Origin of the sequence: Halorubellus litoreus, assembly GCF_037081675.1 — an archaeon.
Classification (GTDB): domain Archaea; phylum Halobacteriota; class Halobacteria; order Halobacteriales; family Natrialbaceae; genus Halorubellus; species Halorubellus litoreus.
The window spans coordinates 1,052,369-1,065,165 of the sequence record NZ_JAZAQL010000002.1 but is presented as its reverse complement, the minus strand read 5'-3'; the positions used below and the strand labels follow the sequence as shown (position 1 = coordinate 1,065,165).

The following is a 12,797-nucleotide window of genomic DNA, read 5'->3' as shown; positions in this document are numbered from 1 at the left end:
CGACGCATCTCGTGGCAGTGAAGCGAACGTTCCTCGGAGCGGTCCTCGTCGGCTGCCTCCTCGGGTACGTCTTCCTCTCGGGCGCCGCCGTCGACCTGACGCCGACGCCCACCGACGAGCCGCCGCGCACGCACGACGTCCAGGTGCGAGCGCTCGGCGAGGACGCGACCCAGGTCTCCGTGACGCTCCTCCGGAACGACCGCACGGTCATGGAGCGGTCGCTCGCGGCGAACGCGTCCTTCGAGCGCGTCCTCCGCCTCCAGGGCACCGGCGAGTTCACGCTCGTCGTCTCCACGGCCGGTGATTCGACGACCGTGACCGTCGACCGCCCCGCGTACTTCCGCGAGTGCTCCGGCGACATCAACCTCCGATTCTCCGTCGAGTCCGAGGACGTCTACCTCTCGACCGACGAGGAACCCGGGCGCTGCGCGCAGCCCTGACCGACTGGGAGAAACTCGCAGCCCTCGTCCCGAAAGTGCCCGTTCAGACGTGTGCTTCGAGGTCCTCGGCGAGTGCAACGCCGACGGGGACGGCGGCTTCCTCGACGAACCGAGCGAGCTCCTCGCCGGTCTCGCGGTCCTCGACGACGACCGTCGGGATGAACTCGATGCCGTACTCGTCGACGCCGGGGCCGACCTTCTCGCCGTCCTCGCGCTCGACGGGATAGTGCTCGACGGCGTCCACGCCGGCCGCGTCGAGGAGCGCCCCGAAGTCGGGGAGCTGCTGGCGGCAGTCGACGCACCAGTCGCCGCCCCACACCTTCACGACCACGCGGTCAGCGAGCGCCTCCCACGTCGCGACGGTGTCCTCGTACGCACCGGGCGAGAACGCGGGATTCGGCCGCATCGTCTCCAACTCCAGTGATTCGGTCATGGGGACTCGTACCGACGCGAGGGATTTGACGGTTCCGCTCGCGACACTCGCCCGTGCAGTCGTCGGGCGACGAGCGCGAGCGTGGTCGATGGACGGGCCGAGGGCGGTCGGCCGACGGGCGCGAGCGGGGTTGGGACGAACTGGTGGCTGCGGTAGCGTCAGGGGCTGCCGGTGTCCGACACGGTAAAACCGCTGCGGGCGAACGGCGTGGTATGAAGCGGAGCATCCTCGGGACCATCGGGTCGCCGCTCGTTGCGGTCGACGGGCCGCCGGGGGCGACGGTGGCGGCGAAGATCGAGTCGTTCAATCCGGCCGGGTCGGCGAAGGACCGGCCGGCGTTGGAGATGATTCGGGCGGCGGAGCGCGCCGGAGAACTGGAGTCCGGCGACCGCGTGGTGGAGCCGACGAGCGGGAACACGGGAATCGGCGTGGCGATGGTGTGTGCGGCGCGCGGGTACGAGTGTACGATCGTGATGCCGGCGTCGAAGAGCCCGGAGCGACGGCAGGTGATGGGTGCGTACGGCGCGGACCTGGAGCTCGTCGACGGCGAGATCGAGGCGGCGAAGGAGCGCGCGGACGAGATCGAGCGGGAGACGGGCGCGGTTCAGTTACATCAGTTCGAGAACGAGGCGAATCCGCGAGCGCACTACCGGACGACCGCGGAGGAGATACTCGAGCAGGTGGAGGGCAGAGAGATAGATGCGTTCGTCGCGGGCGTCGGCACCGGCGGGACGCTCTCGGGGAACGCGCGACGGCTCCGGGAGGAGTTCCCGGAGATGACGGTCGTGGCGGTCGAGCCCGAGGAGAACGCGGTGCTGTCGACGGGCGAGAGCGGCGACGACGACTTCCAGGGGATGGGGCCGGGGTTCGTCAGCCCGAACCTCGACCGGAGCCTCATCGACGAGGTGGAGACGGTGAACGTCGAGACTGCGGAGGCGGAGTGCCGGCGGCTCGCTCGCGAGGAGGGCATCCTCGTCGGGCAGTCCTCGGGTGCGTCGAACGTCGCCGCGAAGCGGGTCGCGGAACGCATCGCGACGCCGGACGTGGAGTGTCCGCCCGCCGGGAGCGGCGAACCGCGGACGCCCGTCGGTGAGCGCGACGAGGAGCGGACGCACACCGGCGAGCCGGCCGTGGGCGCTGGGCGGGACGCGGGCGAGGACTGCCCGCTCGTCGTGACGGTGTTCTGGGATTCCGGCGAACGGTACCTTTCGACGGGGCTGTTCGACGACGCCGAGTGAGTTCCTGGCGGCAGTGTCGCGTTCGGCGGTGACTGTTCAGATCACGTCCGGAACTCGAAGCGTGCACCGCCCGCGGCGCCCGACGTGACGCGGTACGCCCACCCGTGGACGTCCGCGACGCGCCCGACGACGAACAGCCCGATGCCGGTCCCGCCACTGCCGGATTCGCCCATCCCGAAGATGCCGTCGCGGTCTCCCGCGGGGATGCCGGGGCCGTCGTCCTCGACGTAGAACCCGTCCTCGTCGGCGAGTTCGCCGACCGTCACCGTCACCGCGTCCGGCGAGTGGTCGTTCGCGTTCCGGAACAGGTTCTCGAGGAGCGTCGCGAGCAGGTCCTCGTTCGCCGTCACCGTCGGCGGGTCAGCGAGCGAGAGCGATGCGTCGGGTGCGTCCGTCGTCTCCCAGGCGTCGCTGGCGGCGGCAGCGAGTTCGACCGGCCGCGAGTCCGAGACGTCCTCGATGCCGCGCGTGAGCACGAGGACGTTCTCGATGATGGTGTCGATGCGGTCGAGCGAGTGCTCGATGCGTTCGACGTTCTCGTCGTCGTCCGGGAGGTCCGCCGCCAGCAGATCCAGGGAGCCCGACGCGACTTGGACGGGGTTCCTGACGTCGTGACTGACGATGCTCGCGAACGCCGACAGCTCGTCGTTCGCCGCGACGAGCTCCTCGTTCGCGGCGTTCAATCGGACGGCGTACACGCCGATGACGGCGCCGAGCGCGGTCCCGGCGGTTATCGACGTCAGTATCGCGAGCGGGATGGTCGTCTTGAACGTCTCGGACAGCACGAAGAACCACGCGCCGACGAACACGAAGTACAGGAGTATCGCGAGCAGCCACTCGCCGAGCGGCCGTGGCGAGTGCCGGCTGAGTGTGTGGTCGTGCCGTCGCCCGTATGCGACGATGCCGAGCGAGAGAACGGTCGGGAACGACGCCTGCACGAGGCGCGCTTCGAGCGGGTTCGACGCGAGGACGGTGAGGACGACGACCACCACGAGGAGCGTCGCGCCGAGCACGACGAGTGCGTTCGGTCGACCGCGGGTGGCGTCGGCTCCGCGCGACGGAGTCTCGTTCACGGCAGGACGGACGCGCAATCGAGAGATAACTATTGTGGCGGCGGTGTGGCCGCCGAAGTGCGTCGCGGCACCGACCGCTGCGACGGCGAGGGCGAGGATGCGCGGCGACGACCTCGACGGGGGAGGTGTCCGAGAAACCAGAACGCTTCTTTGGCGGGCGCGGGAACGCCACGAGCGTGAACGACGTCGACGAGCGGACGGTCGGCGTGTCGGTCGCGGTCGGCGCGAGCTACGCCGTCGTCGCCGTCGCGTTCGTCCTCACCGTCGACCTCTCGAACCCGACGTTCGCGCCCGGCGTCGACTTCCTCCTCTCCACCGCTGTCGGGACGCTGCTCGCGGGGAGCGTGCTCTGGTGGCGCGGAGCCGAACGCCCGGCGGTCCGCACGCGCCGCCGGAGCGCGGCCGTCGGCGCCACCGTTGGATTCGTCGCGCCGACGCTCGCGTTCGCGTTCAACCCGAGCGTGTACGGGTCCACGCCGAACCTCCTCCTCGACCTCGTCGGTGCCGTACTCGCGGCGGGCGTCCTCGGCCTCCAGGCACAGCTCTCGACGTTCGGCCTCCCGGTCTTCGTCGGCGCGCTCACCGGCTGGTCGCTCGCCGGCTGGCTCTCCTTCCTCGCCGGGAGCTGACCCGACCGGGGTATCCAGTCAGGTCGCGAAGAACGAGCGGAACGCGTCCACGACCACGCCAGGGTGCTCCTGGGTCGGCCAGTGCCCGCACTCGGGAATCTCGACGAGCGAGGCGTCGGGGACGCGCTCGGCGCCGCGGCGCGCCCACGCCACGGGGAACAGGGGGTCCTGGGTGCCGTGCACGAACAGCGTCTCGACCGCGAGGTCGCCGAGTCTCCCGGCGAGGTTCGTCTCGACGCGACCCGATGGCCCGATCTCGTTGCGCTGGAACGCGGCGAACGCCGCGCCAGCGCCGGCGCGACTCGCGCGCTCCCGGAACGCCTCGACGAACCCGGCGTCGAGCGTGGACGCGTCGTACACGACCTGCGACAGGCCGGTGCGTGCCGCGGTCGTCGACGACCCCATCGCCGCGTACCCCGCCTGGTTCGCGCCGGGGACGTTCGCGAGCGCGTACCAGAGCGACCCGGCCGGGACCGACCGGCCGAGGCCGTAGCTGGAGACGAGCGCGAGCCGGTCGACGCGCTCCGGGTTCGCGAGCGCGAACGAGAGCGCGACCCCGGCGCCCATCGAGATGCCGGCGAGCGCGACCGACTCGAGGCCGAGTTCGTCGAGCACGCCGACGAGGACGTCGCGGTACGCGGCCACGGAGTGCTCGGGCGCGTCGTCGCTCTCGCCGTGCCCCGGCCAGTCGAGCGCGTACACGCGATGCGTCCGGCCGAGCTCCGGGAGGACGTGCTCCCAGGAGAGCGCGCCGTCGTCCACGCCGGCGCCGTGCAGGAGGACGAGTGGCGGGCCGTCGGTGCCGGCGCGACGGTACGCGACGCGTCGTCCGTTAACGACGGCCGCGCCCGTGCCGACGCTCGCCGGCCCGTCCATCGTCGACTCGACGCCGCCGTCATCCCCTATGTCTTCGCTCTCGCCGGCGACGGGCGCGCTCGCCTCGCCACCGTCGACCGGCTCGCGTTCGTCCTCGGGTATCATACGGTGAACTCGCCCTCCGTGAGTCGGACGACGACGGTATCGTCGACGTCCCGGAGGTCGTACTCGGGGACCGCGCCGTCCTGCCGCGAGACGTACAGCGGTTCGACGAGCGCCGGCGGTCCCTTCGGGTTCGGGTCCTCCGGCGTCGGCTCCGGTTCCTCGAGCCCGTACACCTTCAGGTACTCGCCGGTGTCCGGACCCGTCACGTCGCCGTCGCGGACCGCGGTCGCGAGTTCGCGCGAGAGCCACTCGTCGTCGTCGACGCTCGGCTCGCGCACCAGGACGTCGTCGACGAACCGCACGACGTACCAGTTCAGGTCGTTGCACAGCGAGACGGCGGCGCCGAGGCTCACCGTCGACAGCGCGATCGCGTTCTCGAACGGCCGCCGCAGGTCGTACGTCGATAGCGCCTCCCGCGCGGTCTCCCGCGAGAGCAACTCGTACTGGAGGTCGCAGTCAGCGTCCCCGACGAAGCAGACCTCTGTCACGCCAGCCTCTCGGGGACGACGGGGCTAATCGGTTTCGGCTCGCGCGCCCTCGTCGCGTCCGGTGCCGATAGTCGCGTCGTCGCGCCCTTGCACGAGCCGCCGAAGGTCTCGCGCCCGATCTCGTTGTCGCCGCCGAGACGGACGTTCTCGGTGACGAGCGTGACGTTCACGGTCGCGAGGGTGGACGCGTGCCGGCGGTTCCAGCGCTCGCAGAGGTACTGCGCGAACCGGTCGCGTCGGTCGTCGACGTCGCCGCCGCGGACGTTCCGCAGGTAGAGGTACCACTTCTGGCTCGGGTACGTCCCGTCGACGTCCGCTGGCGGGCCGCGACCGGCGGCCCCGGCGTAGAGGTCGACGCGTTCGCCCGATTCGGTCGTGCCGACGGTCGCGTACCAGGCGTCCGACGAGAGCGGGTACGGTGCGAACATGTCCCAGCGGTACTCTTTCGGGTCGACCGTCTCGGTCGCGTCGGCGGGGAGCGCGAGCAGCCCGAACCCGGCGGCGTTCCAGACGAGGACGGCCGCGAGGACGACGACGGGGAGCACGCGGTACGCGGTGCGTCCGACGGCACGCGCTCGCGACAGGGTCACGCTCGCGGCGTCCCGCCACCACGTCGGCCGCGGGACCGAGGGCGTCCGCGCCGCCACCGCGGACCGTGCACGACCGAGTGCAGTCGCTACGGCGGTCGCGCGACCCGCGAAGTGCGCGGCGACGACGCCCTCGACGCGGTCCCAGACGAACGGCGGGAGGAAGACGAGGAGGCCGGCGATGGAGACGAACGGGAAGGCGCCGAGGTACAGGGTCGCCGCCATCGCGAGGTGCGCGGCGACGAACGCGCCGGCGACGAGCGCACGGAGCCGGCCGGTGGCGAGCACGAGCAGCGGCGCCGCGTACAGGAGGAGGACCCAGGCGTGCGTGCCGAGCTCCAGGAGGAACGACTGTCCGGCGAGGGCGTCACCGAGGAGGACGGTGATGGCGTCCATCCCGAACACGAGCTCGGCCGCGTCGCCCGACCGCCACGCCGGGCCACGGGACTTCAGGACGGCGTTCATCGCGTACACGACGAGCACCTGCACGACGACGCCGACGGTCGCGACCGACGCGACGACGGTCGACCCGCTGCGCTCCTCGTCGTCGCCCGTCCCGGCCGTTCCCGTCGACGTTCGGCGTCGTGCGTCGAGACTCCATCGGGCGCCGACGGGGAGGAGGACGCTCCAGAGGAGGAGCCGTCGGAGGAGCGCGTGTCCGGAGTTCAGGACGTACGGGTTCCGGAACTGCATCGAGAGCACGAGCACGAGCGTCAGCGCGGTCGCGAGCCGACTCCGGTACCCGACGAGCATCGCGACGGCGGCGAGTGCGACGAGCGCGAACGCGACGTACTGCCACCAGAGTTCGCCCGACAGCGAGTGCAGGGAGAGCGGGCCGCGAACGGGGAACTCGGCGTACAGGAGGTCGCGCGGGAGGACGCCGGCGTCGGTGTAGAACGCGGTCGCGTCAGCTACGGAGAGCGCGACGTCGACGAGGACGACGGTCGCGAGGAGGACGCGGAGGGCCGCGAGCGCGCGCTCGTCGACGCCGACGCGCGAGACGGTCGCCTCGCGGAGCCGCTGGAGGGAGGGCATGACGGGGCAATCCTGTCAGTCGTCTTCCAGCGGCGGTAAGTGTCTTGTGCGTTCCGAGGCCGCGCGGTCGGCGCCCGCACACGCGGTGACCCCGAACGGCCTGACGTCGACGCGGTCTGGCGCGTCCAGGACGACGCTACGGGCGACGAACGTGACGTTCACCGATTCGAGCGTCGACGCGTGCTCGCGCGTCCAGCGCTCGCAGAGGTAGTGCGCGAAGCGCTCGCGGAGCGCTGGCGCCGGCGCGTCCCTGAGCGACGTGAGGTAGACGTACCAGCGATGGCTCGGGTACGTCGAGTCCACGTCGGCGGGCATCGCGGTGCCGTCGGCACCGGGAGCGAGGTCGACGCGCTCGCCCGACTCGGTCGTGCCGACGGTCGCGTACCAGCCGCCGGTCGCCCGCGGTTCGGGGGCGAACATGTCCCAGCGGCGCTCCTCGGGGTCGACGGTGTCCGTGACGCTCCCCGGGAGCGCGACGAGGCCGAGCGCCGCGGCGTTCCAGACGAGGACGAACGCGAGCAGCGCCGCTGCGAGCGCGCGCGCCGACCCAGCGCCGAGGTCGCGGAGCGCGGCCGGGAGCGCGACGCTCGACGTCTCGCCCTCAGCGAGGCCGACTCGGTCCAAGACGCGGTCGGCGCGCGGCGCGAGTCGTTCGTCGACGACGCGCTCGACGCGGTCCCAGACGACGCCGGGGAGGAACGGGACGAGTGCGGCGAGCGAGACGAGCGGGAACGCGCCCAGGCGGAGCGTGAGCGCCATCGCGACGTGCCCGGTCGCGAACGCCGCGACGACGGCGGTTCGCGCGCGTCCGGTGGCGAGCACGAGCAGCGGGGCGGCCAGGAGGACGACCGTCCACGCGTACGTCCCCGCCGTCAGGAGCGCGGGGAACTCGGCGACGACCTCGCCGAACATGACCGTGATGGCGTCCATGCCGAACGCCAGTCGGCCCGCCGTCCCGTCGTGCCAGGCGCTCCCGCGAGCCTTGAGGACGGCGTTGACGACGTACACCGCGAGCACCTGCACGAGCAACCCGGCGGCGGCGATCGACGCGACGTCGGCGCGGTCGACGGTCGACTCGCGTCGGCGCGCGTCGACGCTCCAGCGTGCGCCGAGCGGGAGGAGGACGCTCCAGAGGAGCAGGCGTCGGAGCAGCGAGTCGCCGGCGTTGAGGAGCACGGGGTTCCGGAGCTGCATCGAGAGCACGAGCGCGAACGTGACGGCGGTCGCGAGCCGCGTCCGGTAGCCCGCGGCGAGCGCGAGCGCCGCCACTGCGGTCGCCGCGAACAGCACGAGTTGCCACCAGAGTCCGCCCGAGAGCGTGTGTATCGAGAGCCGGCCGAGCGCCGGGAACGTCTCCAGGAGGAGGGCTCGCGGGAGGACGCCAGCGTCGGTGTAGAACGCGCGGACGTCCCGCAGTCGGAGCGCGAGGTCGACGAGGACCGCGGTCGCGAGCGCGACGCGGAACGCGGCGAGTGCTCGCCGATCCACGGAGAACCGGGCGACGACGGCGCGCTGGACGCGCGAACGGAGAGACATGTCGCTTCGAGCCGTATCGACCACCAGCACGGAGAAATGTCTTGTGTACCGGCCGCGCTGCCCTCGCGGGTCGCGTCAGTCGTCCCCGGGCGCACTCGACTCCGCGCTCTCCGCGCTCGCGTCGGCGTCGGCACTCCGCCGTCGCGCCACGAGCACCCCGAGTTCGCCGACCGTCCAGGCGAGCGCGAACAGCGCCGCGAACACCATCCCGACGGCGTCCACGGGCGTCATCCACCGCGGGAGCGTGAACAGCATCCCGTTCACGAGCAGGCTCGGGAGGACGTCCTCCGCGGCGAGCACGACGCCAGCGAGGACGCCGCCGCTCGCGCGCCGCGAGTCGAGCCCGGCCTCGACGGCCGACGGGCCGCCCGCGCTCTCCGCGCCCGTCCCGAGGCGCTCGGCCTCGTAGGGCCCCGGGAACCGCATCTGCCAGACGATGTCGCCGTCCTCGTCCACCTCGACGACGCGGTCGCTGTGCGTGTCCGTCACGAGCGTGTGCCCGTTCGGAAAGCGGTCCGCGTCCCGCGGCCACTGCACGCTCCCGTCGCGCCACAGCCACGAGCGCTCCCACGCGCCGTCGACGCGCTGATACTCGACGATCCGGTCGTTCTCGCTGTCCGCGACCACGACCGCCGGCCCACCGCGCTCGGCGGGGATGAAGTCGGGGTTGTGCGCCTCGTAGAGCGTCCGATGGTCGCCGTCGCTCCCGAGCGTCATGTTCTCCACGACGCCCTCACCGGGCCGGACGAAGATGACGGAGTCCATGTTCCGGGGGCTCGCCATCACGAGCCCGCGGTCGTGGAGGTACTCCACGTCGTTCATGTGCGTCCAGTCACCGGGGTACTGGCCGCCCGAGGCGTTCGGGTCGTAGTGCTCGCTGGCGTTCCACCGCCACACCTCTTCGTCCGCGGAGACGTTCACCATGTACACGCCGTCCGGGTGCGATATCTCCGCGACGACGAGGTGCGTGTCGTTCACGAAGTCGACGTCGTGGATGTTGTTCGACCCGGAGGGCGTCGCGTACCGCGCCCATAGCTCCTCGCGCTCGCCGGTCGTCACGTTCAGGCGCATCACCTGGGACTTCCGGCAGCGGTCCTCGCTCGCACAGTGCCTGGCGGCGGCGCCGTGACTCGCGACGTACGTCACCGACGCCGTCCCGAACCGCGGCGCGGGGTCGACGTCGTGATAGAACCGGTGCTCGTCGGCTTCGTACACCTTCGACCCGTTCGGCGCGTACGCGGCGATGAGCCCGGGCCCGATCCCGTCGACGGTGACGACCGTGTGGCCGTCTGCGGGCGGGACCGACTCGGGGACGCCGCCGTCGTAGCTCGCGCTCCCGGTGGCGACACCGAGGACTGTCGCCATCGCGGGCGACGCACTCACGAGGACGAGCGCGAGGGCGAGGACGCGGAGCGTTCGCCTGGATGGACGTGGGACTGCGTGGAGGGCGCTCACAGTCCACTGGCGGACGCGACACGTCTCTAAAGTTACGATTCCGCAGTCAGACCGGCGGCGGGCGACGGTGCGTTCCGGCCCGTCCTACGAGGTGTTCCGGTCGAGAGGGACGCGTTCGGCGCGGCCGACCGCGTCTCGCGCTCGCGACGCGAGGTCGTCCGGCTCCAGGTCGCGGATCTGGTCGAGACTCCCGTCGACGACGGGTTCGTCGGGGACGATGCGGTTACAGCCGGCGTCGATGGTGGAGTCCGCGAACGTCCCGACGTCGCGAGCGAGCGCGGTGATGTCGTGCTTGTCCCACGTCAACAGCGGCCGGTGGACGGGGAGGGTCGTCACCGCGTCGGTGACGGCGAGGTTGCTCGTCGTCTGACTCGACTTCTGGCCGATGGCCTCGCCCGTGACGACACCGGCCGCGCCCACCGTCTCGGCGACGGCTTCGCCGACGAGGAGGAGGAATCGGCGGTGCGCGAGCATCCGCCCGCGATCCATCGTCGCGACGAGGTGCGCGACCGCGTCGCCGCCGGGGACGACCCACGTCTCGTCGACGTGATTCGGTGCGTACCGTGCGAGGTCCCGGACGGTCTGGACGGCGCGAGCGCGATGGTCCGGGCCGCCGTAGTCGCCGAGGTCGACGTATACTGGAATAATCGGGCTGCCGCGTTTCATCACCTCGAACGCCGCTATCGGCGAGTCGATACCGCCGGAGACGAGGACGACGAGCGGCGCCTGCGTGCCCAGCGGGAGACCGCCGACGCCGTCGACGGTCTCCGTGTAGACGAACGTCGTCTCCTCGCGGACCTCCACGCCGAACGTGACGTCCGGGTCGTCGAGGTCGACCGCGGGGTCGACGCCCGCCGCTTCGGCGGCGTCCCAGACCGCCTGTCCGCCCTCGCGCTGGACGTCCTCGCTGTCGAACGGCAGCGAGCGGTCGCTCCGCCGAGCGTCGACCGCGAACGCGCCACCGTCGTAGACCTCGGAGGCGGTCGCCGCGAGCGCGTCGCAGATACCGTCGAGCTCCGAGTCGACCGACAGCGCGGGACTCGCGGAGACGACGCCGAACGTGTCCGCCGCCGCCTCCGCGACCGCGGCGACGTCGCCTTCGGTGGTGTGGACGCGCGGCCGCGACCACGTCAACTCCACGTCGCCCGCCAGGTCGCGGTCGTCGAGGACGGCGCGCAGGTTCTCCCCCAGCCGGTGCTCCATGTCGCGCTTCACGCCACGGGACTTCGAGCCCATGTCGCCGTGCCGCACGAGCACCACGTCCGCGCCAGGAGGCTGCATCACCTCTCGGTACCGCGCGCCCGCCAAAACGCGTGTCGGTCCGCGCGCACCGACCCGTCGGTCGACACCACCGTGCGCGGGCATCGGCCCATCGGTCGGCGCCCCCCGCGAGTTCGGGTCGCCCAAAGGCACTTACCGGGCCGCGGACACGCTCGGTGTATGAGCCGCCGCCCCCTCCCCTCCACCCCCAGCAGCGCGCTCCCCGCCACTGACTCCCCGACAGTCGACGGTCGCGACGACGCGAACGCCAACGCCAACGCGACCGCAGATGCGGACGCGGACGCCCCGATGCGGACACCGGAACCGCATCACGCCGTCGTCGTCGAGAACGACACCGCCGAGACGCGCGCCGTCACCGTCACCGTCACGCGCAGCGACCGCAGCGACGTCGTCTCCCACGACACTCACCGCGTCGCGCCCGGCGTCTCCGTCGACGCGTACGACCTCGCGGACGCCGACCCCGACGGCGTCGAGACCTTCCACGTCACCGCCGAGTGCGCCGAGTACGGCACGGGCACGGCAACCGCGCGCCTCCGGACGAACGCCGCCACCGGCGACCTCCGCCTCGTCGTCGGCGCCGACGACGCCATCGACGCCGTCCACACCCTCCACGACGCATGAACCGACGAACCCTCCTCGTCGGCACGCTCACAGTGGTTTCGAGCACCGTCGGCTGTCTCGAATCCACGAGCGACTCGGGAACGGACCCCTCGTCCACGACCGACGACTCGACGACGGTCCACGCGATGGATGCTCCCGACCCCGACCATCGCATCTGGGTGGAGAACGAGGCCGAAACCGCCAACCAGATCGCCGTGACCGTCACGAAGCACGTCGACGACGGCTCGGACGAGGTCGTCCACGAGTCCACGGAGGACCTCGACCCCGGCGGCACCGCGTACGTCTACAACCTGAACGAAGCGAACCCGGACGGCGTCGAGCGGTTCAAAGTCACTGGAGAAACGGACGAACAGACCACCTGGCGGTTCATGGCGACCAGCGAGTGCTACACCGACTGCGGTATCGTCCGCAGAGAGAACGGCGAACTCGTCGTCGAGCGCCCCATCTGTTGACCATGAACCGACGAACCCTCCTCGGGACGGCGACGAGCGCTCTCGCGAGCGTCGCGCTCGCCGGCTGTCTGACCGACGACGAACCCGGGGCGCCCACGACCGACCGCTCAGCGACGCCCGACGACACTGCGACGACTCGCTCGGGGTCGGAGACGACCGGGCGCTCCACGACGCCAGCGGACACGACCGACGACGATTCGAACTGGTGGTCGGAGGCGGCGAACGAGCCCGACCCCTCGAAGGACGTCATCCTCGGGAACGACGGCGAGGACGGCGTCGCGCACACCGTCGACCTGGAGGTGTACCGCGAGGCGACCGGGACCGTCGTCCACGACCAGTCCCACGAGATATCCGCGGGCGGCGAGATCGTCGCCTACGACACCGCGGACGCGAACCCCGACGGCGTCGAGGCCTTCAGGATAACGTGCACGTTCGAGGACCAGACCGAGACCGTGACCATCGAGACGAGCGAGTGCTACGGGTGGGCCGAGTTCGTCGTCAGCGCCGAGGACGAACTCCGCGGGACCTACGCCATCTGCTGACCGGAA

General features: G+C 71.5%; 14 protein-coding genes. 6 read left to right on the top strand and 8 right to left on the bottom strand.

Going from position 1 to position 12,797, the window contains the following annotated elements; all coding sequences use genetic code 11:
- Nucleotides 1–17: 17 nt before the first annotated feature.
- Nucleotides 18–440, top strand: coding sequence for a hypothetical protein (locus VYJ16_RS12610; RefSeq protein ID WP_336350659.1), 423 nt, complete (start codon nucleotides 18–20; stop codon nucleotides 438–440).
- Between the two features lie 43 nt (nucleotides 441–483).
- Here the strand turns inward: VYJ16_RS12610 and VYJ16_RS12605 are convergent, their stop codons facing one another.
- Entirely contained in the window at nucleotides 484–873 is a 390-nt protein-coding gene (locus VYJ16_RS12605; protein ID WP_336350658.1) for a TlpA family protein disulfide reductase, read from the bottom strand.
- A gap of 212 nt (nucleotides 874–1,085) precedes the next feature.
- Between VYJ16_RS12605 and VYJ16_RS12600 the strand changes: the two genes are divergently transcribed.
- Nucleotides 1,086–2,111, top strand: coding sequence for a PLP-dependent cysteine synthase family protein (locus VYJ16_RS12600; RefSeq protein ID WP_336350657.1), 1,026 nt, complete (start codon nucleotides 1,086–1,088; stop codon nucleotides 2,109–2,111).
- Nucleotides 2,112–2,152: 41 nt separating this feature from the next.
- Here the strand turns inward: VYJ16_RS12600 and VYJ16_RS12595 are convergent, their stop codons facing one another.
- Nucleotides 2,153–3,184, bottom strand: coding sequence for a sensor histidine kinase (locus VYJ16_RS12595; RefSeq protein WP_336350656.1), 1,032 nt, complete (start codon nucleotides 3,182–3,184; stop codon nucleotides 2,153–2,155).
- A 176-nt stretch (nucleotides 3,185–3,360) separates the two neighbouring features.
- Between VYJ16_RS12595 and VYJ16_RS12590 the strand changes: the two genes are divergently transcribed.
- Nucleotides 3,361–3,813, top strand: coding sequence for a hypothetical protein (locus VYJ16_RS12590; RefSeq protein ID WP_336350655.1), 453 nt, complete (start codon nucleotides 3,361–3,363; stop codon nucleotides 3,811–3,813).
- Nucleotides 3,814–3,831: 18 nt separating this feature from the next.
- Here the strand turns inward: VYJ16_RS12590 and VYJ16_RS12585 are convergent, their stop codons facing one another.
- The 6 genes from VYJ16_RS12585 to VYJ16_RS12560 form a co-directional block, all read right to left on the bottom strand.
- Nucleotides 3,832–4,794, bottom strand: a complete 963-nt coding sequence (locus VYJ16_RS12585) for an alpha/beta fold hydrolase (RefSeq protein WP_336350654.1) — start codon at nucleotides 4,792–4,794, stop codon at nucleotides 3,832–3,834.
- A complete protein-coding gene (locus VYJ16_RS12580) occupies nucleotides 4,791–5,282 on the bottom strand; it encodes a DUF5804 family protein (protein ID WP_336350653.1) in 492 nt (163 codons plus the stop codon). The genes VYJ16_RS12585 and VYJ16_RS12580 overlap by 4 nt, the downstream gene beginning before the upstream one ends.
- Nucleotides 5,279–6,904 carry an HTTM domain-containing protein gene (locus VYJ16_RS12575; protein ID WP_336350652.1) on the bottom strand — a complete coding sequence of 542 codons (1,626 nt, stop codon included), beginning with the start codon at nucleotides 6,902–6,904 and terminating at the stop codon, nucleotides 5,279–5,281. Before VYJ16_RS12575 ends, VYJ16_RS12580 begins: the two co-directional genes overlap by 4 nt.
- A 15-nt stretch (nucleotides 6,905–6,919) precedes the next feature.
- On the bottom strand, nucleotides 6,920–8,440 hold the full coding sequence (locus VYJ16_RS12570) for an HTTM domain-containing protein (protein ID WP_336350651.1): 1,521 nt from the start codon (nucleotides 8,438–8,440) through the stop codon (nucleotides 6,920–6,922).
- Between the two features lie 75 nt (nucleotides 8,441–8,515).
- A complete protein-coding gene (locus tag VYJ16_RS12565; protein ID WP_336350650.1) occupies nucleotides 8,516–9,895 on the bottom strand; it encodes an arylsulfotransferase family protein in 1,380 nt (459 codons plus the stop codon).
- A gap of 84 nt (nucleotides 9,896–9,979) precedes the next feature.
- Nucleotides 9,980–11,176 carry a tRNA sulfurtransferase gene (locus VYJ16_RS12560; protein ID WP_336350649.1) on the bottom strand — a complete coding sequence of 399 codons (1,197 nt, stop codon included), beginning with the start codon at nucleotides 11,174–11,176 and terminating at the stop codon, nucleotides 9,980–9,982.
- 159 nt (nucleotides 11,177–11,335) lie between these two features.
- Between VYJ16_RS12560 and VYJ16_RS12555 the strand changes: the two genes are divergently transcribed.
- The 3 genes from VYJ16_RS12555 to VYJ16_RS12545 are packed head-to-tail and all read left to right on the top strand — an operon-like array spanning nucleotide 11,336 to nucleotide 12,791.
- Nucleotides 11,336–11,797, top strand: a complete 462-nt coding sequence (locus VYJ16_RS12555) for a hypothetical protein (protein ID WP_336350648.1) — start codon at nucleotides 11,336–11,338, stop codon at nucleotides 11,795–11,797.
- The gene (locus VYJ16_RS12550) at nucleotides 11,794–12,249 is read left to right on the top strand and encodes a hypothetical protein (RefSeq protein WP_336350647.1); all 456 of its coding nucleotides are present in this window, start codon (nucleotides 11,794–11,796) and stop codon (nucleotides 12,247–12,249) included. Before VYJ16_RS12555 ends, VYJ16_RS12550 begins: the two co-directional genes overlap by 4 nt.
- A gap of 2 nt (nucleotides 12,250–12,251) precedes the next feature.
- Nucleotides 12,252–12,791, top strand: coding sequence for a hypothetical protein (locus VYJ16_RS12545; protein ID WP_336350646.1), 540 nt, complete (start codon nucleotides 12,252–12,254; stop codon nucleotides 12,789–12,791).
- The last annotated feature ends 6 nt before the right edge of the window (nucleotides 12,792–12,797 follow it).

Excerpts from the sequence above, each read along its gene's own strand:
- VYJ16_RS12605 (WP_336350658.1), bottom strand. The coding sequence starts at position 873 with ATGACCGAATCACTGGAGTTGGAGACGATGCGGCCGAATCCCGCGTTC.
- VYJ16_RS12600 (WP_336350657.1), top strand. The coding sequence starts at position 1,086 with ATGAAGCGGAGCATCCTCGGGACCATCGGGTCGCCGCTCGTTGCGGTC.
- VYJ16_RS12585 (WP_336350654.1), bottom strand. The coding sequence starts at position 4,794 with ATGATACCCGAGGACGAACGCGAGCCGGTCGACGGTGGCGAGGCGAGC.
- VYJ16_RS12575 (WP_336350652.1), bottom strand. The coding sequence starts at position 6,904 with ATGCCCTCCCTCCAGCGGCTCCGCGAGGCGACCGTCTCGCGCGTCGGC.
- VYJ16_RS12570 (WP_336350651.1), bottom strand. The coding sequence starts at position 8,440 with ATGTCTCTCCGTTCGCGCGTCCAGCGCGCCGTCGTCGCCCGGTTCTCC.
- VYJ16_RS12560 (WP_336350649.1), bottom strand. The coding sequence starts at position 11,176 with ATGCAGCCTCCTGGCGCGGACGTGGTGCTCGTGCGGCACGGCGACATG.
- VYJ16_RS12555 (WP_336350648.1), top strand. The coding sequence starts at position 11,336 with ATGAGCCGCCGCCCCCTCCCCTCCACCCCCAGCAGCGCGCTCCCCGCC.
- VYJ16_RS12550 (WP_336350647.1), top strand. The coding sequence starts at position 11,794 with ATGAACCGACGAACCCTCCTCGTCGGCACGCTCACAGTGGTTTCGAGC.
- VYJ16_RS12545 (WP_336350646.1), top strand. The coding sequence starts at position 12,252 with ATGAACCGACGAACCCTCCTCGGGACGGCGACGAGCGCTCTCGCGAGC.